This is a genomic window from Pseudomonas sp. GW821-FHT02H09, assembly GCF_059421425.1.
This window is the reverse complement of the sequence record NZ_JBWKVA010000001.1, coordinates 149,610-166,526: the sequence shown is the minus strand read 5'-3', so window position 1 is coordinate 166,526 and position 16,917 is coordinate 149,610. Positions and strand designations below refer to the sequence as shown.

The following is a 16,917-nucleotide window of genomic DNA, read 5'->3' as shown; positions in this document are numbered from 1 at the left end:
AAGCCATCCGCGTGGGCACCTGAGAATTCTGGCTATGACACGGATAGATGGGCGCGACCGGGGTCGCGCGGATGGGTCAGCCGCGGTGTCGCGACTCTACCGCTTTGCGCAGGGTATCGATCAGCGCCTGGATACGGGCGTGCTGCATTTTCATGGAGGCCTTGTTGACCACCAGACGGGAACTGATCATCGAGATCAACTCCTGAGGCTCCAGGCCATTGGCCCGCAACGTGTTGCCAGTGTCTACGACGTCGATGATCTTGTCCGCCAGACCGATCAACGGAGCCAGTTCCATCGAGCCGTAAAGCTTGATGATGTCGACCTGACGGCCCTGTTCGGCGTAGTAACGCTTGGCAACGTTGACGAACTTGGTCGCCACCCGTAGCCGGCCTTTGGGCTCAACCGCGCCAATGGCACCAGCGGTCATCAGCCTGCATTGGGCAATCTGCAGGTCCAATGGCTCGTACAGGCCTTGGCCGCCGTACTCCATCAACACATCTTTACCGGCCACACCGAGATCGGCGGCACCATGCTCGACGTAGGTCGGCACATCGGTAGCGCGCACGATCAGCAAGCGCACATCGGCCTGGGTCGTGGGGATGATCAGCTTGCGGCTCTTGTCCGGATTCTCGGTCGGTACAATGCCCGCTTCAGCCAGAAGCGGCAGAGTGTCATCGAGAATGCGGCCCTTGGACAGTGCGATGGTCAACATGGGAAACGTAAGTCCTTATCAGGATACTTATGCCCGGTCACAAACGGCGCCGGACAAACATCGAACCTGAACATTACAGGCTCGACTTGAAACGAAACCAACTATCGGGCACCTCCATGTGCCCATGACGCAAGAAACTAGCCCGGTACGCGGCGAATCTTGGCGCCGAGCATCTGCAGCTTCTCTTCGATGCACTCGTAACCACGGTCGATGTGGTAGATGCGGTCGATCAGCGTGTCGCCTTCGGCGATCAGTGCCGAGATGACCAGACTGGCCGAAGCCCGCAGGTCGGTGGCCATGACTGGCGCGCCTTTAAGCTTCTCGGTGCCGGTAACGATCGCGGTGTTGCCTTCGACCTGGATCTTGGCACCCATGCGGTGCAGTTCATACACGTGCATGAAGCGGTTTTCGAAGATGGTCTCGATCACCGCACCAGTGCCTTCGGCAATGGCGTTGAGCGAGATGAACTGCGCCTGCATGTCGGTCGGGAACGCCGGGTACGGAGCAGTACGCACGTTGACGGCTTTTGGCCGCTTGCCGTGCATGTTCAGTTCGATCCAGTCTTCACCGGTGGTAATTTCGGCACCCGATTCCCTGAGTTTTTCCAGTACGGCTTCAAGGATGGTCGGATCGGTGTCCTTGACCTTCACGCGGCCGCCCGTGACAGCAGCAGCCACCAGGTAGGTACCGGTTTCGATGCGGTCAGGCATCACTTTGTAAATCGTCGGGTGCAGACGCTCCACGCCATCGATGGTGATGGTGTCAGTGCCGGCACCGGAGATCTTGGCACCCATGGCGTTCAGGAAGTTCGCCAGGTCGATGACTTCGGGCTCGCGGGCGGCGTTTTGCAGCACGCTGCGACCGTTGGCCAGCGCGGCAGCCATCATGATGTTTTCGGTACCGGTCACACTGACGGTATCGAAGAAGAAGTGTGCACCGCGCAGGCCGCCTTCAGGCGCCTTGGCCTTGATGTAGCCGCCTTCGACTTCGATGGTTGCGCCCATGGCTTCGAGGCCACGGATGTGCAGGTCGACCGGACGCGAGCCAATGGCGCAACCGCCAGGCAGCGCGACTTCGGCTTCACCGAAACGGGCAACCATCGGCCCCAGCACCAGAATCGAGGCACGCATGGTTTTCACCAGTTCGTACGGTGCGACCAAGGTCTTGATGGTACGCGGATCGATTTCAACGCTGAGTTTTTCGTCGATCACCGGCTCAATGCCCATGCGACCGAACAGCTCGATCATGGTGGTGATATCGTGCAGGTGCGGCAGGTTGGCGACGGTTACAGGCCCATCGCACAGCAAGGTTGCAGCCAGAATCGGCAGGGCAGAGTTCTTTGCCCCGGAGATGCGAATTTCGCCATCAAGACGAATGCCGCCGGTAATAATCAATTTATCCATAAGAATCTCGACGCCCTTGGGCTCAGGTGCGCTCGGCCCAGGCCGCGCTGCTGAAAAATTTCATAGTGACCGCGTGGATGCTGCCATCGGCGATCCATGGGTTCAAATGGGCATAGATGCTCTGTTGACGCTTGACCGGGCTCAAAGCCACCAGCTCGTCACTAATCACGTTCAGCTGAAAGTTGCAGCCTTCGCCCTCAACTTCTACCTGCACTGATAAAAGAGTCTCGGACAGCTTTCCTTCAAGGAAGCTCTTCACTTCGTTGGCCTGCATGCTCAACCTCAATCGGCGCCCTGTGCGCACGGGTCGGACATCATACAAAAAAGCCCCGCGCCTGCGAACCCCGCATAGCAGGACTCTGACGGGGGGCCTCTTTATTGATGATAGTTAAGGGTGCGCCAACAGCTCGGTCAACTCGCTGACCTGAGCGATTTCACGCATGTCGTCAGGCAGGGCACGGATGCTCAGCGCCTTGCCCGCCGCTTGCGCGTCACGCATGAAACACAGCAACAACGACAAACCGACGCTGCTGGACTTTTGCACACCCGAGCAATCAAGCACCAAGGCTGACGCCTCGCTCGACTTGATCAACACCTGGCCCTGCTTGCGCAGATCCAGCCCGGTGCGGTAATCGAGTATGCCATTGAGCATCAGCTCACCGGCCTCGCCCATGCTGACAGCCGACTCACTCATTGGGCGGGCTTCTTCTGAGTCGTTTCAGCTTCGGTCTTTTCCTTGGCTTTGGCGACTTCACCGGCCCAACCATTGATGGTCGCGTCCAGGTTATTGCCATTGCGCTGCATTGCATCGCTGAACTGATCACGGAACAGCTTGCCGATGTTGATGCCGTTGATGATCACGTTACGCAGCTTCCACTCGCCATTGATCTTTTCCAGTGTGTAAGACACAGGGTAGATCGCGCCATTGCTGCCCTTGACCGTCATGCCAACGTTTGTACGATCTCCCGACTCATCCTTGGCTGGATCGACGGTGATGCCTTGATTGTTGTACTCGAGCAAGGCGTTGCCATAGAACTGGAACAGGCCCCTCTTGAAGTTATTTTCAAAGGTTTTCATTTGCTCAGGCGTGGCTTTGCCCGAGTACTTGACCGTCATGATGCTCTTGGAGATGCCCTCGGCATCCACTACAGGCCCGACGATGCTGTTCAAGGAGTCGTAAAAGCCGCTCGGATCCCGTTTGTACTTCTCTTTATTGGCCGCCAGATCGGCGAGCAATCGATTGGTGGTGTCCTGTACCAGATCGTGCGCGGAAGGCGCAGCCACGGCGTTAGCGACCAACGGCAATGCCGCGAGTAATACCAACAGGCCACGTCGCAAGATAGAGATCATGAAAAAACTCCTCATTTGGGGTCTTTGCTAACGGTATTGAGCAGGAATTTACCGATCAGGTCTTCAAGCACCAGCGACGACTGGGTGTCATGGATGGTTCCACCATCCTTGAGCAGAGTCTGCTCCCCACCCACGCTGAGGCCGATGTATTTCTCGCCCAACAGGCCAGAGGTCAGGATAGATGCAGTGGAGTCAGTCGGCAGGTTATCTACACGCTTTTCCAGCTGCAACGTGACCCGACCGGTGAAACTGTCGCGATCCAGATCGATAGCCGTGACCTTGCCGATGGTTACACCGGCCATGGTCACTTTGGATCTGACAGTCAAACCGGCGATATTGTCGAAATACGCATAAAGTTTATAACTGTCACTGCTCGCGCTCGGGGACAGGCCACTGACCCGCAAAGCCAGCAGCAGCAAAGCCAGGATGCCAGCCAGCAAGAAAAGGCCGACACCGATTTCCAGGGTGCGGTTTTGCATCAGAAATCTCCAAACATCAAGGCGGTCAGAATAAAGTCGAGGCCGAGAATGGCCAATGAGGCATACACCACCGTCTTGGTGGTGGCACGACTGATCCCCTCGGATGTGGGCTCACAGTCATAGCCTTGAAAAACGGCGATCCAGGTCACTACAAAAGCGAAAACGATGCTTTTGATAACACCATTGAGCACATCGCCGTGGAAACTCACGCTATTTTGCATATTCGACCAGTAGGAGCCTTCATACACTCCAAGCCAGTCGACAGCTACCCAGGAGCCACCCCAGATCCCTACCACGCTGAAAATTATCGCCAGCAGCGGTAGCGAAATGAAGCCGGCCCAGAGGCGCGGGGCAATGATGTACTTGAGCGGGTCCACGCCAATCATTTCCAGACTGGAGAGCTGCTCGGTGGATTTCATGTTGCCGATTTCGGCGGTCAGGGCCGAACCGGCACGCCCGGCAAACAGCAAGGCGGTGACCACCGGCCCCAATTCACGCAGCAACGTCAGCGCAACCATCTGCCCGACCGCCTGCTCCGAACCGTAGCTGGACAGGATATTGAAGCCTTGCAGTGCCAGTACCATGCCGATGAATATCCCGGAGACCACAATGATCACCAGGGACATCACACCCACCGAATGCAATTGTTTTACCAGCAGGCCAAACCCGCCGCCGATGCTCCCGCGACCCAGCAGTGTGTGAAACAGAAACAGCGTCGAACGTCCCAGCGACTCGACAATGTCGATGCCGGATCGACCAAAGAGGCGAATCCTCTCGATTAATGAAGTCTTGTGCATCAGCGCTTCCCCAGAAGATCTGCGCGGTAATCCTGCGCCGGGAAGTGGAACGGAACCGGGCCGTCTGGATCGCCTTTCATGAATTGGCGAATGCGCGGGTTGTCGGTGTTCATCAATTCCTCAGGAGTCCCTTGCCCCAACACTTGTCCATCGCCGACCACATACAGGTAATCGGCAATGCTCGCGGTTTCGGCCAAATCGTGGGAAACCACGATACTGGTGATCCCCAGAGCGTCATTAAGCAGACGGATCAGGCGCACCAGTACGCCCATGGCGATAGGGTCCTGCCCGACAAAGGGTTCGTCATACATGAGAATCAGCGGATCGAGGGCAATGGCTCGTGCCAACGCGACGCGACGTTTCATGCCGCCCGACAGCTCGTCAGGCATCAAATCGATGGCACCCCGCAGCCCCACCGCCTGCAATTTGAGCAGAACGATGTCGCGGATCATTTCATCCGGTAATTGGGTATGAACGCGCAACGGAAAGGCAACGTTCTCGAAAACGTCCAGATCCGTGAACAATGCGCCGCTTTGAAACAACACGCCCATTTGCTTGCGCGCGTCGAACAGGTCGCTGCGCGATAGCTTCGGCAGGTTCTGACCGTTGACCCAGACTTCACCGGCGCTGGGCCGCAACTGCGCGCCTATCAGGCGTAACAGCGTGGTTTTACCGCAGCCGGAAGGTCCCATGATGCCGGTGACCTTGCCTCGCGGAATGCGAATATCAACGTTATTGAAGATGCTGCGCGCACCGTGCTTGAAGGACAGTCCCTTCAGCTCGACCGCGTAGGCGTTATCGGCACTCATCTAAACTCCTTGCGATGCAGCCTCTCACTAGGACGCCTGGCTCCCTAGGCAGGCCGAACTGGCGGCGAACTATATCACTGCTGATGCAGAGCGCCCAAGGCCGAAGCCGTGCCTGTTCAGGATCAAGACAGGCAAATCACGCAAAGCCCGACGAACTTACGTGAGGGAACTGATCATTACCGTTATAATCGCCGCCTTTTCATCTGGGTATACGATTTCTGATATGAGCCAATCCAGCGACCTGATTCAATCAGCACAACGTACCATTCGCCTCGAAACTGAAGCTGTAGAAAGCTTGCTGGCTCATATCGACGCAGATTTCGTACGCGCTTGCGAGATGATTCTGGCCAGCAAAGGCCGCGTGGTTGTGGTCGGCATGGGCAAGTCAGGGCACATCGGCAATAAAATTGCCGCAACCCTGGCCAGCACCGGCACCACGGCATTTTTCGTACACCCGGCGGAAGCCAGCCACGGTGACATGGGCATGATCACCCGCGACGACATCATCCTCGCCCTGTCCAATTCCGGCTCTACCAATGAAATCGTCACCCTGTTGCCTCTGATCAAGCGAATGGGCATTCAGTTGATCAGCATGACCGGCAATCCCGAGTCGGCACTGGCCAAGGCCGCAGAGGTCAATCTCAATGTTCACGTCGAGCACGAAGCCTGCCCACTGAACCTGGCGCCGACGTCCTCCACCACCGCAGCCCTGGTAATGGGGGACGCACTGGCGGTCGCCTTGCTTGAAGCACGGGGATTTACCGCTGAAGACTTCGCCTTCTCCCATCCGGGCGGTGCCCTGGGTCGTCGCCTGCTACTGAAAGTGGAAAATGTCATGCACTCGGGCACGGAACTGCCTCAAGTGCCGCGCGGCACCTTGCTCAAAGACGCCTTAGTGGAAATGACCCGCAAAGGCCTTGGCATGACCATGATTCTCGAGGCCGACGGGCGTCTGGCCGGGATCTTCACTGACGGCGATTTGCGTCGAACACTGGATCGCACCATTGACATCCACAGCACCACTATCGATGAAGTGATGACCGTTCATGGCAAAACCGCGCGCGCCGAAATGCTCGCGGCCCAAGCCCTGAAAATCATGGAAGACAATAAAATCAGCGCACTGGTGGTGGTCGATAGCGATGATCGCCCGGTTGGCGCCTTGAATATGCACGATTTGCTGCGTGCGGGAGTAATGTAATGAGCACAGACCTACTGCTACGCGGCAAAAACATCAAACTCGCGGTTTTCGACGTCGACGGCGTACTGACTGATGGCCGCCTGTACTTTCTTGAAGACGGCAGCGAATTCAAGACCTTCAACACTCTCGACGGCCAAGGTATCAAGATGCTGATGGCCGCGGGCGTACAGACCGCCATTATCAGCGGCCGCAAGACCCCGGTGGTCGAGCGCCGTGCGAAAAATCTCGGTATTCCTCATCTTTATCAGGGCCGCGAAGACAAACTGGTGGTACTGGACGAGCTTCTTGCTCAACTCAACCTAAGCTATGAACAAGTCGCCTACCTGGGTGACGACCTGCCCGACCTTCCCGTGATTCGTCGTGTCGGTTTGGGTATGGCGGTCGCCAACGCCGCCAGCTTCGTTCGTGAACATGCGCACGGCATCACTCAGGCCCGTGGCGGCGAAGGGGCTGCGCGCGAATTTTGCGAGTTGATCCTGCGCGCCCAAGGCAGCCTTGAAGCGGCCAACGCCGCCTACCTGTAGAGCCACCTATGCTGAGCAAAAAAACTCGCAACATTCTGATTTTCGGAGTCATCACCGCCCTGTTCGCGGCCGTTGGCTACTGGAACATCAGCCCGGAACGCTTTCTCGAGCGGCCAGCGGCAGTCGTCGACGAAAACGCTATCGACTACTACGCCATCAACGCCCACAGTGTGCAGTTTCTGCCCGATGGCAAGTTGCAGTACGAAATGACTTCCGACAAGGTCGAACACCTGAAAGCGACCGAAGTGACGATGCTGACCAAGCCCGACTTGCACATCTATCGCGGCACTACTTTCCCCTGGCACGTCCAGAGCGAACGCGGCGAAGTCAATCCGGACGGCACTGAAGTAGAACTGATTGATTCGGTACGTATTGCACGTACCGACGAGAAAGATCGTACGACCATTATTACCAGTAGCCGTATGACCGTATTCCCTCAGAAGCAATATGCGCAGACCGAGCAAGCCGTTAGAATCGACGGCGCTGGTGGCGCGACTACTGGCAAGGGAATGAAAGCGTATTTGGAAGAAGGCAGGATGCACCTGCTATCGAACGTAAGAGGACAGTATGAGGCTCGTTAAAACCCTCCCTATTTTGCTCAGCCTGAGCGCAGCACTGGGAAGCGTGAGCGCCTGGGCTCTGCCGACTGATAGCCAGCAACCCATCCGCATTCAGGCCGACGACGCTCAGTTGGACGACAAGAATGGCGTGGCCACCTACAAGGGCGACGTGATCATTACCCAGGGCTCGATGAAGATCACCGGTAATACCGTGACCATCACTCGCACCCCGGCAGGTGAAATCGACGTAGTGACCTCGGTGGGCAACCTGGCTTACTTCGAACAGCTGCAAAAGGCGACTGATCCAAAGCCTGTCCAGGCTTATGGTGTGACCATTCAGTATCACGCCGCGCAAAACCGTATCGTGCTGATCGACAAGGCCAAAGTGATCAACGACGGCAACACCACCGAAGGTGAGAAAATCGTCTACGACACCGTCAAACAGGTCGCTAACGCCGGTCGCGCCACCGGCAACAAGGTCACCCAGCAACGTCCGCGGGTCGACATGGTGATCCAGCCGAAAAAGAAAACTGACGAGCAGAAGGCCCAGTAATGGCAACTCTGAAAGCTCAGCATCTGGCCAAGAGCTACAAGAGCCGCCAGGTCGTGCGTGACGTCAGTCTGTCCATCGACAGCGGCCAGATCGTCGGCTTGCTCGGCCCTAACGGTGCCGGCAAGACCACCTGTTTCTACATGATCGTCGGGCTGGTCCAGGCCGATCAGGGTCGCGTACTGATCGACGACCTGGACGTCAGCCACCAGCCGATGCACGGCCGCGCACGGGCCGGCATCGGCTATCTGCCGCAAGAAGCATCGATCTTCCGCAAGCTGTCGGTTGCCGATAACATCATGGCCATTCTTGAGACCCGCAAGGAACTCGACAAGGCCGGACGTCGCCAGGAGCTGGAAAGCCTGCTGCAGGAATTCCACATCAACCATATCCGCGACAACCTCGGCATGAGCCTCTCCGGTGGCGAACGTCGTCGCGTGGAAATCGCCCGAGCCCTGGCCACCGCACCGAAGTTCATCCTGCTCGATGAACCGTTTGCCGGTGTGGATCCGATCTCGGTGGGAGACATCAAGCAGATCATTCATCACCTGAAGGCCAAGGGCATCGGCGTGCTGATCACAGATCACAACGTCCGTGAAACCCTGGATATCTGCGAGACTGCCTACATCGTTAACGACGGTCAACTGATCGCCGAAGGCGACTCCGCCACCATCCTGGCCAACGAGCTGGTCAAGGAAGTGTATCTGGGCCATGAGTTCCGCCTGTAAGCGCTGAGGTGTTGGGCAAGTCGTCAGAGCGCCGCTATCAATAAAACCCTATAAATTTTATTGTTACCGCGCTTTAGGCAAACACGCGCCCTCAGGTGTTCAGCCAATAGTCAGAGCGCCAGTAGCAATGAGATCCTGTAAATTTTTATTGTTACCGCGCTCTAGGCAAACACTTCAGTTTCAGGCATATAATTTGCTTATGTTTGGCGCTTCGGCGCCCTGTAGTGGATGGCGCATGTGCGCCGGCAAATAAGGTGTTAAGCCCCTGCCATGAAACCATCGCTAGTCTTGAGAATGGGCCAGCAGCTGACGATGACACCGCAGCTGCAACAGGCCATCCGCCTGCTCCAATTGTCGACCCTGGACCTGCAACAGGAAATTCAGGAGGCACTGGAGTCCAATCCGATGCTCGAACGCCAGGAAGAAGGCGACGACTTCGATAACGCCGACCCTCTGGCCGACAACGTCGAGCAGAAAGCCAATACCGATGTTCAGGAACCCTCTTACCAGGAAACCGCCCCGACGGTGGATAACCTCGAGGAAGGCGACTGGAACGAGCGCATCCCCAACGAATTACCTGTCGACACCGCTTGGGAAGATGTTTACCAGACCAGTGCCAGCAGCCTGCCGAGTAACGATGACGACGAGTGGGACTTCACCACCCGCACATCGGCCGGTGAGAGCCTGCAGAGTCATTTGCTCTGGCAACTGAACCTGGCACCGATGTCCGATACTGATCGCCTGATCGCCGTTACCCTGATCGATTGCATCAACAATCAGGGCTACCTGGACGAAACTCTTGAGGAAATCCTCGAAGCCTTCGACCCGGAACTGGACATCGAACTGGACGAGATTGAGGCCGTCCTGCACCGCATCCAGCAATTCGAACCCGCCGGTATCGGTGCGCGCAACCTCAGCGAATGCCTGTTGCTGCAGCTGCGTCAAATGCCAGCCAAAACACCTTGGCTGACCGAGGCTAAACGCCTGGTCACCGACTTCATCGACCTGCTTGGCAGCCGTGACTACAGCCAGCTGATGCGCCGTATGAAGCTCAAAGAGGACGAACTGCGGCAGATCATCGAGCTGGTGCAAAGCCTCAACCCGCGCCCAGGTTCTCAAATCGAATCCAGTGAAGCCGAGTACGTCGTCCCCGACGTCATCGTACGCAAGGACAACGAACGCTGGCTGGTGGAGTTGAATCAGGAATCCGTACCGCGCCTGCGGGTCAACCCGCAGTACGCCGGTTTCGTGCGCCGGGCCGACACCAGCGCCGACAACACCTTCATGCGCAACCAGTTGCAGGAAGCGCGCTGGTTCATCAAAAGCCTGCAAAGCCGCAACGAAACCCTGATGAAAGTCGCCACCCAGATCGTCGAGCATCAACGGGGCTTTCTCGAGTACGGCGATGAGGCGATGAAACCGCTGGTGCTGCATGACATCGCCGAAGCGGTCGGCATGCACGAATCGACAATTTCCCGGGTCACCACCCAGAAATTCATGCATACCCCGCGCGGCATCTACGAACTGAAATATTTTTTCTCCAGCCACGTAAGCACCTCTGAAGGCGGTGAATGCTCGTCTACAGCGATCCGCGCGATCATCAAAAAACTGGTTGCAGCGGAAAATCAGAAAAAGCCGTTGAGTGACAGCAAGATCGCTGGTTTACTGGAGGCACAAGGCATTCAGGTAGCCCGTCGCACCGTCGCCAAATACCGCGAATCCCTTGGGATCGCGCCTTCGAGCGAACGTAAGCGTTTGATGTAACGGGCCACGCCACAGCGTTCCAGTGGCAGGCATTTCTGCCTGCCGCTTTATGCACTGGCAACGAAGGAGAAGCTGTATGCAAGTCAACATCAGTGGACACCAACTGGAAGTGACCGAACCCCTGCGCATCTACATCGGCGAAAAACTCGAACGATTGGAAAGGCATTTCGACAAGATCACCAATGTGCAAGTCACGATGACCGTCGAAAAGCTGAAGCAGAAAATCGAAGCTACCTTGCATATCCCCGGCAATGAAGTGGTCGCCAACGCCGAGCATGACGACATGTACGCGGCAATCGACGCACTCACCGACAAGCTGGATCGCCAACTCAAAAAGCACAAGGAAAAGACCCAGAGCCTCCTCCAGGGCGCAACAGGTCGTTAACACTCCCAACCCATGATTCGACTTGAAAACATCCTGACCCCCGGCCGTTCTTTGGTGAACGTGCCGGGCGGCAGTAAAAAGCGCGCCCTCGAGCAAATTGCCAACCTGATCAGCCGCGAAGTGCCGGATCTGGGAATGCAAGATGTCTTCGAGAGTCTGATAGCCCGTGAAAAACTTGGTTCAACCGGTTTTGGCAACGGCATCGCCATTCCCCACTGCCGCCTCAAAGGCTGCGAATCGCCCATCAGTGCCTTGATGCACCTGGACGCCCCCATAGATTTCGACGCCATCGATGGTGCTCCGGTCGACCTGCTGTTTGTCCTGCTGGTCCCGCAAGCCGCTACCGATGCGCATCTGGAACTGCTTCGGCAAATTGCCAGCATGCTTGATCGCAAGGAAGTGCGCGAAAAACTTCGCAGCGCCGCAACTAATGAAGCCCTGTACCAGGTTGTCCTGGACGAGCAGAACGGTCATTAATCATGCGTTTGATCATTGTCAGCGGCCGATCCGGCTCCGGTAAAAGCACCGCCCTCGATGTATTGGAGGACAACGGTTACTACTGCATCGACAACCTGCCGGCCGGCCTGCTTCCGGAATTGGCCGAACGTGCGTTGATTCACACTGAACTGGCGCAACCGCTGGTTGCGGTTTCCATCGACGCCCGTAACTTGCCCAGCCATCTGTCGCGCTTTCCGGAGCTTTTGGAAGAAGTGCGCAGCCGGCACATCCAATGCGACGTGCTGTATCTGGACGCCGACGAGGAAACCCTGCTCAAGCGATTCTCGGAAACCCGTCGACGCCACCCCCTGAGCACCGCCAATCGGTCGCTCGCCGAAGCCATTGATGATGAGACCAACCTGCTTGGGCCGATTGCCGACCTCGCTGATCTGAAGCTCAACACCACCCATCTGAACCTGTATCAACTGCGCGATACCATCAAACTTCGCCTGCTGAACCAGCCGGAGCCGGGCACGGCGTTTCTGGTCGAATCTTTCGGCTTCAAACGCGGAATGCCGGTCGATGCTGACCTGGTATTCGATGTGCGCTGCCTACCCAATCCATACTGGAAACCGGAGTTGCGCGATCAGTCCGGGCTGGACCAGCCGGTTGCCGAGTATCTGGCTGCTCAGCCGGATGTCGAAGAAATGTTCCAGGATATCTCTGCGTATTTGCTGAAATGGCTGCCCCGCTTTGCCGCCAGCAACCGCGCCTACGTCACCATTGCCATTGGCTGCACCGGCGGGCATCACCGCTCCGTCTACCTGACCGAACGTCTGGGCCAGGCTCTACAAAAGTCCCTGAAGAACGTCCAGGTTCGCCACCGCGACCTAAGCTAAAGGATTCACACCGCGATGCCCGCTCTGGAAATTGAAATCATCAACAAGCTGGGTTTACATGCCCGAGCATCTGCCAAGTTTGTCGGCGTAGCAGGTCAATATCCCTGCCAGATAAAAGCCGGACGTACCCCTGAATCCATGGTCGATGGCAAAAGCATCATGGCCATGATGATGCTCGCTGCCGGTAAAGGCACCAAAATCCATCTGTGCACTGAAGGCGAACAAGAACAGGAAGCGCTGAATGCGCTGGTTGCGCTGATCAATAACTTCTTCGACGAAGGCGAATAAAAGCTCGGCGGCCCGAGCCTTCGGCGGCGCCTACGCAAGCGCGGTATTCATGACTGTCATCAGACAGAACCCGATACACAGCCCCAGGCTGGCCAGCTTGTCGTGGCCATTGCGCCGTGACTCCGGGCTCACCTCGTGAGTCACCACCAGCAGCATCGCGCCTGCAGCCAACGCCAACCCCAGAGGCAAGAGCAACTCGGCCAGACTCACCAGCCAGGCACCCAACAACGCGAAGACCGGCTCAACCAAACCTGAAGCCGCGCCGACCAGGAACGCCTTGACCCGCGACATCCCTGCCCCGGCTAATACCAAAGCGATCACCAAACCTTCCGGCACATCCTGTAAAGCGATGCCCATGGCCAAACTGTCGGCGTCGGGCATCCCACCGCCGGCAGACACGCCGACCGCCATGCCTTCCGGGATGTTGTGAGCAATGATGGCAAATACAAATTGCCAGATCCGCGGAGCAATCACCGGATACTCCCACAAAAAAAGGCGCGCCTCCCATTGGGTGACGCGCCTTCGCTTGAAGCTGCGGTCGTTTAGCTACCGGCCACTGTCATCCGCTCGATCAGCACTGACCCCGTACGAATATTGCTGCGCAATTCCAGGTCATTACCAACGGCGATGATCTGCTGGAACATGTCACGCATGTTGCCGGCGATGGTCACTTCTTGCACGGCGAACTGAATCTCGCCGTTTTCCACCCAGAAACCCGAGGCACCACGGGAATAGTCGCCAGTCACCATGTTCAAGCCCTGACCCATCAATTCGGTGACCAGCAGCCCGCGCCCCATGCGCCGCAGCAGCGCAGCCTGGTCTTCATCGCCATGGCTAACGAACAGGTTATGCACGCCACCAGCGTTGGCGGTGCTCGGCATGCCCAGTTTGCGACCGGAGTACGTGCCCAGCACGTAAGAAACCAAATGACCGTTCTCGACGAAAGGTTTGGCGTAAGTTGCCAGACCGTCGCCATCGAAGGCCGAACTGCCCAGGCCACGCATCAGGTGTGGCCGTTCATCCAGGGTCAGCCATTCAGGGAACAGCCGTTGGCCCAACGTACCTTCGAGGAACGACGATTTTCGGTACAGATTGCCGCCGGAGATCGCCCCGAGAAAACTGCCGAACAAACCGCCAGCCAGTTCTGCGGAAAACAGCACCGGCACTTCGCAGGTTGGAACCGGACGCGCGCCCAGACGACTGGCCGCCCGTTGCGCAGCACGCTGGCCGATGCTGACCGGATCAGCGAGCAGTTCGCCCTGGCGATTCACGTCATACCAGTAATCGCGCTGCATCTGGCCATCGGCTTCGGCAATCATCACGCAGCTCAGGCTGTGACGGGTCGACGCGTAACCGCCGATAAATCCGTGACTGTTGCCATACACACGGCAACCCTGATGGGTGCTCAGGGATGTGCCATCGGCGTTCTTGATTCGGCTGTCGGTGGCAAACGCCGCCGCTTCACAGGCCAGTGCCTGCTCAATGGCTTGCTCCGGAGTGATGTCCCAGGCGTGGAACAGGTCGAAGTCCGGCAGATCCTTGGCCATCAAGGCTGCATCGGCCAAACCTGAGCTTTCATCTTCCGAGGTGTGTTTGGCGATGGCCAGGGCGGCGGCGACGGTTTCGCGAATCGCCTCCGGACCGCTGGCCGAGGTGCTGGCCGAACCTTTGCGCTGGCCAACATACAAGGTGATGCCAAAGCCCTGGTCACGGTTGAACTCAACGGTTTCGACTTCCCGCTGGCGGACCGTGGTCGACAGACCCTGCTCCAGAGAAACCGCGACTTCACAGGCGCTGGCGCCCTGGCGTTTGGCCTCGGCGATGATCTGCTCGACTTGTTCTTGCAGTGCCGGCAAGGCTTGTGGACCGACGCTTTCAACTGCACTCATGGTTTTCTCCACTCAAATTCTGCGTTCGGCTGGGGCCTTCGAGCGACCGGGCCGGACAAGCGGCCCCCGACTGGTTATCATGGCGGCGTTTCTTTGCGGACTGCCACCATGGTTGATTCTTACGACGACTCCCTCGACGGGGGAGAAAAAAGCAAATCCCAGGTCAAACGCGAGCTGCATGCTCTGGTTGATCTTGGCGAGCGCCTTACAACACTCAAGCCTGACTTGCTGGCAAAACTGCCATTGACCGACGCCTTGCGCCGGGCTTTGGCTGAAGCGCCCAAGCACACCGCGAATATCGCGCGTAAACGGCACATTCTGTTCATCGGCAAACTGATGCGCGATCAGGACACTGACGCCATTCTGGTGTTGCTTGATCAACTCGACGCCTCCACTCGGCAGTACAACGAACGTTTCCACGGTCTGGAACGCTGGCGCGATCGCTTGATCGCGGGCGATGACGGTGTCCTGGAGAAGTTCGTCATCGACTACCCGGACGCGGATCGCCAGCAACTGCGCTCCCTGATCCGTCAGGCCCAGCATGAGCTTGCGCAAAGCAAGCCACCTGCTGCCAGCCGAAAAATCTTCAAGTACATCCGTGAGCTGGACGAGACACAACGCGGTCTGCGTTAGTCTTCGACCCCGGGTGGGTTGTACCGCTTCGCGGTTCACCCACCCAAGGCTCCCTCTCAAGCTCAAGCGCCCGTGCCACCCACGGTGATCGCGTCGATCTTCAAGGTTGGCTGGCCGACACCCACCGGCACCGACTGCCCATCCTTACCGCATGTCCCTACCCCGCTGTCCAGCGCCAGGTCGTTACCGACCATCGACACTTTGCTCATCGCTTCCGGCCCGTTACCGATCAACGTCGCACCTTTGACCGGCGCGGTGATCTTGCCGTCTTCGATCAGATAGGCCTCGCTGGTGGAGAACACGAATTTGCCGCTGGTGATGTCCACCTGACCGCCGCCGAGATTGGCGCAGTAGATACCCCTCTTCACCGAGGCGATGATTTCGGCCGGATCGCTTTCACCAGCGAGCATGTAAGTGTTGGTCATCCGCGGCATTGGCAAGTGCGCATATGACTCACGACGACCGTTGCCAGTGCGGGCCATGCCCATCAGGCGGGCATTGAGCTTGTCCTGCATATAACCTTTGAGCACACCGTTTTCGATCAGAGTAGTGCACTCGGTCGGAGTGCCTTCGTCGTCGACGCTCAAGGAACCGCGGCGACCGGCCAAAGTGCCATCGTCGACGATGGTGCAGAGCCTGGAAGCAACCATTTCGCCCATGCGGCCGCTGTAAGCCGAACTGCCTTTACGGTTGAAGTCACCTTCCAGGCCATGACCTACCGCTTCATGCAACAGCACACCCGACCAACCGGAACCGAGGACCACCGGCAACGTACCGGCCGGTGCCGCAATCGCCTCGAGATTGACCAGCGCCTGGCGCAATGCTTCACGGGCATAACCCATGGCGCGGTCCTCGCCAAGGAAGTAACGGTAATCGGTACGACCGCCACCGCCGTGACCACCGCGTTCGCGGCGACCATTCTGTTCGACGATGACGCTGACATTGAATCGCACCAAGGGACGCACGTCTGCCGCCAGACCGCCGTCGGTGGATGCGACCAGAATCCGCTCCCAGACCCCGGCCATGCTCACGGTGACTTGTTGGATGCGCGGGTCCAGCGCCCGGGTCGCGGCATCGACGCGCTTGAGCAGCTCGACCTTCTCGGCACGGCTGATGACTTCCAGCGGGTTATCCGGCGCATACAGTCGGGCGACATCCTGGGTACTGAACGCCTGCACGGTGCCATTCTGCCCGGCACGGGAAATCGAACGGGCAGCACGGGCGGCCAGGCCCAGGGCTTCGAGAGTAATGGCATTGCTGTAAGCAAAACCGGTCTTCTCGCCCGACTGCGCACGCACACCGACGCCTTGGTCAAGGTTGAAGCTACCTTCCTTGACGATGCCGTCTTCCAGCGCCCAGGACTCGGAAATCTGTCCCTGGAAATACAGGTCGGCGGCATCGATGCCCGGCCCGGCCAGATCGCCGAGCACTGCTTGCAGGCTTTCAATGGTCACGCCACCCGGCGCTAAAAGGTGTTCACTGACTGAGGACAACAACTCGCTCATATGCTT

The 16,917-nt window shown here is 57.8% G+C and carries 21 protein-coding genes and 1 pseudogene; 11 read left to right on the top strand and 11 right to left on the bottom strand.

What is annotated here, in order from left to right:
* Positions 1-76: 76 nt before the first annotated feature.
* The 8 genes from hisG to AC07VR_RS00700 form a co-directional block, all read right to left on the bottom strand.
* Complete coding sequence (gene hisG / locus AC07VR_RS00735) at positions 77-712, bottom strand: ATP phosphoribosyltransferase (RefSeq protein WP_494995175.1); 636 nt, start codon at positions 710-712, stop codon at positions 77-79.
* Positions 713-849: 137 nt separating this feature from the next.
* Complete coding sequence (murA, locus tag AC07VR_RS00730; RefSeq protein ID WP_494995176.1) at positions 850-2,115, bottom strand: UDP-N-acetylglucosamine 1-carboxyvinyltransferase; 1,266 nt, start codon at positions 2,113-2,115, stop codon at positions 850-852.
* A gap of 22 nt (positions 2,116-2,137) precedes the next feature.
* Positions 2,138-2,389 (bottom strand): BolA family protein, encoded by a 252-nt coding sequence (locus AC07VR_RS00725; RefSeq protein WP_095077854.1) that lies wholly within the window; start codon positions 2,387-2,389, stop codon positions 2,138-2,140.
* A 114-nt stretch (positions 2,390-2,503) separates the two neighbouring features.
* Positions 2,504-2,809, bottom strand: a complete 306-nt coding sequence (locus AC07VR_RS00720; RefSeq protein ID WP_494995177.1) for an STAS domain-containing protein — start codon at positions 2,807-2,809, stop codon at positions 2,504-2,506.
* Complete coding sequence (locus AC07VR_RS00715) at positions 2,806-3,465, bottom strand: MlaC/ttg2D family ABC transporter substrate-binding protein (RefSeq protein ID WP_494995178.1); 660 nt, start codon at positions 3,463-3,465, stop codon at positions 2,806-2,808. Before AC07VR_RS00715 ends, AC07VR_RS00720 begins: the two co-directional genes overlap by 4 nt.
* An 11-nt stretch (positions 3,466-3,476) precedes the next feature.
* The gene (mlaD, locus tag AC07VR_RS00710) at positions 3,477-3,944 is read right to left on the bottom strand and encodes an outer membrane lipid asymmetry maintenance protein MlaD (protein ID WP_494995179.1); all 468 of its coding nucleotides are present in this window, start codon (positions 3,942-3,944) and stop codon (positions 3,477-3,479) included.
* A complete protein-coding gene (gene mlaE, locus AC07VR_RS00705) occupies positions 3,944-4,741 on the bottom strand; it encodes a lipid asymmetry maintenance ABC transporter permease subunit MlaE (protein ID WP_495010240.1) in 798 nt (265 codons plus the stop codon). Before mlaE ends, mlaD begins: the two co-directional genes overlap by 1 nt.
* A complete protein-coding gene (locus AC07VR_RS00700) occupies positions 4,741-5,550 on the bottom strand; it encodes an ATP-binding cassette domain-containing protein (RefSeq protein ID WP_494995181.1) in 810 nt (269 codons plus the stop codon). Before AC07VR_RS00700 ends, mlaE begins: the two co-directional genes overlap by 1 nt.
* A 223-nt stretch (positions 5,551-5,773) precedes the next feature.
* On the opposite strand from AC07VR_RS00700, the gene AC07VR_RS00695 reads away from it, so the two are divergent.
* From AC07VR_RS00695 to AC07VR_RS00650, 10 genes are all read left to right on the top strand, one after another.
* On the top strand, positions 5,774-6,748 hold the full coding sequence (locus AC07VR_RS00695) for a KpsF/GutQ family sugar-phosphate isomerase (protein ID WP_495010239.1): 975 nt from the start codon (positions 5,774-5,776) through the stop codon (positions 6,746-6,748).
* Positions 6,748-7,272: a KdsC family phosphatase gene (locus AC07VR_RS00690; protein WP_494995183.1), complete on the top strand. Its 525-nt coding sequence runs from the start codon at positions 6,748-6,750 to the stop codon at positions 7,270-7,272. The genes AC07VR_RS00695 and AC07VR_RS00690 overlap by 1 nt, the downstream gene beginning before the upstream one ends.
* Positions 7,273-7,280: 8 nt before the next feature.
* The gene (lptC, locus tag AC07VR_RS00685) at positions 7,281-7,853 is read left to right on the top strand and encodes an LPS export ABC transporter periplasmic protein LptC (RefSeq protein ID WP_494995184.1); all 573 of its coding nucleotides are present in this window, start codon (positions 7,281-7,283) and stop codon (positions 7,851-7,853) included.
* The gene (gene lptA / locus AC07VR_RS00680) at positions 7,840-8,385 is read left to right on the top strand and encodes a lipopolysaccharide transport periplasmic protein LptA (protein ID WP_494995185.1); all 546 of its coding nucleotides are present in this window, start codon (positions 7,840-7,842) and stop codon (positions 8,383-8,385) included. The genes lptC and lptA overlap by 14 nt, the downstream gene beginning before the upstream one ends.
* Positions 8,385-9,110 carry an LPS export ABC transporter ATP-binding protein gene (lptB, locus tag AC07VR_RS00675; RefSeq protein WP_058436531.1) on the top strand — a complete coding sequence of 242 codons (726 nt, stop codon included), beginning with the start codon at positions 8,385-8,387 and terminating at the stop codon, positions 9,108-9,110. The genes lptA and lptB overlap by 1 nt, the downstream gene beginning before the upstream one ends.
* Before the next feature lie 270 nt (positions 9,111-9,380).
* A complete protein-coding gene (locus AC07VR_RS00670) occupies positions 9,381-10,874 on the top strand; it encodes an RNA polymerase factor sigma-54 (protein WP_495010238.1) in 1,494 nt (497 codons plus the stop codon).
* A 76-nt stretch (positions 10,875-10,950) separates the two neighbouring features.
* A complete protein-coding gene (gene hpf / locus AC07VR_RS00665) occupies positions 10,951-11,259 on the top strand; it encodes a ribosome hibernation-promoting factor, HPF/YfiA family (protein ID WP_494995187.1) in 309 nt (102 codons plus the stop codon).
* 12 nt (positions 11,260-11,271) lie between these two features.
* Positions 11,272-11,736 carry a PTS IIA-like nitrogen regulatory protein PtsN gene (gene ptsN, locus AC07VR_RS00660; RefSeq protein ID WP_494995188.1) on the top strand — a complete coding sequence of 155 codons (465 nt, stop codon included), beginning with the start codon at positions 11,272-11,274 and terminating at the stop codon, positions 11,734-11,736.
* Positions 11,737-11,738: 2 nt separating this feature from the next.
* A complete protein-coding gene (rapZ, locus tag AC07VR_RS00655) occupies positions 11,739-12,596 on the top strand; it encodes an RNase adapter RapZ (protein WP_494995189.1) in 858 nt (285 codons plus the stop codon).
* A gap of 15 nt (positions 12,597-12,611) precedes the next feature.
* Positions 12,612-12,884 carry an HPr family phosphocarrier protein gene (locus AC07VR_RS00650; protein WP_494995190.1) on the top strand — a complete coding sequence of 91 codons (273 nt, stop codon included), beginning with the start codon at positions 12,612-12,614 and terminating at the stop codon, positions 12,882-12,884.
* 30 nt (positions 12,885-12,914) lie between these two features.
* Here AC07VR_RS00650 and AC07VR_RS00645 read toward each other — a convergent pair.
* Positions 12,915-13,367, bottom strand: a pseudogene (locus tag AC07VR_RS00645) (ZIP family metal transporter); the annotation flags it as partial.
* A gap of 59 nt (positions 13,368-13,426) precedes the next feature.
* Complete coding sequence (gene pmbA, locus AC07VR_RS00640; RefSeq protein ID WP_495010237.1) at positions 13,427-14,773, bottom strand: metalloprotease PmbA; 1,347 nt, start codon at positions 14,771-14,773, stop codon at positions 13,427-13,429.
* 108 nt (positions 14,774-14,881) lie between these two features.
* On the opposite strand from pmbA, the gene yjgA reads away from it, so the two are divergent.
* Positions 14,882-15,406, top strand: coding sequence for a ribosome biogenesis factor YjgA (yjgA, locus tag AC07VR_RS00635; RefSeq protein ID WP_494995192.1), 525 nt, complete (start codon positions 14,882-14,884; stop codon positions 15,404-15,406).
* 62 nt (positions 15,407-15,468) lie between these two features.
* Here the strand turns inward: yjgA and tldD are convergent, their stop codons facing one another.
* Positions 15,469-16,911 carry a metalloprotease TldD gene (tldD, locus tag AC07VR_RS00630; protein WP_494995193.1) on the bottom strand — a complete coding sequence of 481 codons (1,443 nt, stop codon included), beginning with the start codon at positions 16,909-16,911 and terminating at the stop codon, positions 15,469-15,471.
* Positions 16,912-16,917: the final 6 nt, after the last annotated feature.

What these genes read in the sequence shown, in the direction of transcription:
- hisG (WP_494995175.1), bottom strand. Translation starts at nt 712, where the DNA reads ATGTTGACCATCGCACTGTCCAAGGGCCGCATTCTCGATGACACTCTG.
- lptC (WP_494995184.1), top strand. Translation starts at nt 7,281, where the DNA reads ATGCTGAGCAAAAAAACTCGCAACATTCTGATTTTCGGAGTCATCACC.
- lptB (WP_058436531.1), top strand. Translation starts at nt 8,385, where the DNA reads ATGGCAACTCTGAAAGCTCAGCATCTGGCCAAGAGCTACAAGAGCCGC.
- ptsN (WP_494995188.1), top strand. Translation starts at nt 11,272, where the DNA reads ATGATTCGACTTGAAAACATCCTGACCCCCGGCCGTTCTTTGGTGAAC.
- yjgA (WP_494995192.1), top strand. Translation starts at nt 14,882, where the DNA reads ATGGTTGATTCTTACGACGACTCCCTCGACGGGGGAGAAAAAAGCAAA.
- rapZ (WP_494995189.1), top strand. Translation starts at nt 11,739, where the DNA reads ATGCGTTTGATCATTGTCAGCGGCCGATCCGGCTCCGGTAAAAGCACC.
- tldD (WP_494995193.1), bottom strand. Translation starts at nt 16,911, where the DNA reads ATGAGCGAGTTGTTGTCCTCAGTCAGTGAACACCTTTTAGCGCCGGGT.
- AC07VR_RS00650 (WP_494995190.1), top strand. Translation starts at nt 12,612, where the DNA reads ATGCCCGCTCTGGAAATTGAAATCATCAACAAGCTGGGTTTACATGCC.
- mlaD (WP_494995179.1), bottom strand. Translation starts at nt 3,944, where the DNA reads ATGCAAAACCGCACCCTGGAAATCGGTGTCGGCCTTTTCTTGCTGGCT.
- AC07VR_RS00670 (WP_495010238.1), top strand. Translation starts at nt 9,381, where the DNA reads ATGAAACCATCGCTAGTCTTGAGAATGGGCCAGCAGCTGACGATGACA.
- AC07VR_RS00715 (WP_494995178.1), bottom strand. Translation starts at nt 3,465, where the DNA reads ATGATCTCTATCTTGCGACGTGGCCTGTTGGTATTACTCGCGGCATTG.
- mlaE (WP_495010240.1), bottom strand. Translation starts at nt 4,741, where the DNA reads ATGCACAAGACTTCATTAATCGAGAGGATTCGCCTCTTTGGTCGATCC.
- AC07VR_RS00700 (WP_494995181.1), bottom strand. Translation starts at nt 5,550, where the DNA reads ATGAGTGCCGATAACGCCTACGCGGTCGAGCTGAAGGGACTGTCCTTC.
- lptA (WP_494995185.1), top strand. Translation starts at nt 7,840, where the DNA reads ATGAGGCTCGTTAAAACCCTCCCTATTTTGCTCAGCCTGAGCGCAGCA.
- AC07VR_RS00690 (WP_494995183.1), top strand. Translation starts at nt 6,748, where the DNA reads ATGAGCACAGACCTACTGCTACGCGGCAAAAACATCAAACTCGCGGTT.
- murA (WP_494995176.1), bottom strand. Translation starts at nt 2,115, where the DNA reads ATGGATAAATTGATTATTACCGGCGGCATTCGTCTTGATGGCGAAATT.
- AC07VR_RS00725 (WP_095077854.1), bottom strand. Translation starts at nt 2,389, where the DNA reads ATGCAGGCCAACGAAGTGAAGAGCTTCCTTGAAGGAAAGCTGTCCGAG.
- AC07VR_RS00695 (WP_495010239.1), top strand. Translation starts at nt 5,774, where the DNA reads ATGAGCCAATCCAGCGACCTGATTCAATCAGCACAACGTACCATTCGC.
- AC07VR_RS00720 (WP_494995177.1), bottom strand. Translation starts at nt 2,809, where the DNA reads ATGAGTGAGTCGGCTGTCAGCATGGGCGAGGCCGGTGAGCTGATGCTC.
- pmbA (WP_495010237.1), bottom strand. Translation starts at nt 14,773, where the DNA reads ATGAGTGCAGTTGAAAGCGTCGGTCCACAAGCCTTGCCGGCACTGCAA.
- hpf (WP_494995187.1), top strand. Translation starts at nt 10,951, where the DNA reads ATGCAAGTCAACATCAGTGGACACCAACTGGAAGTGACCGAACCCCTG.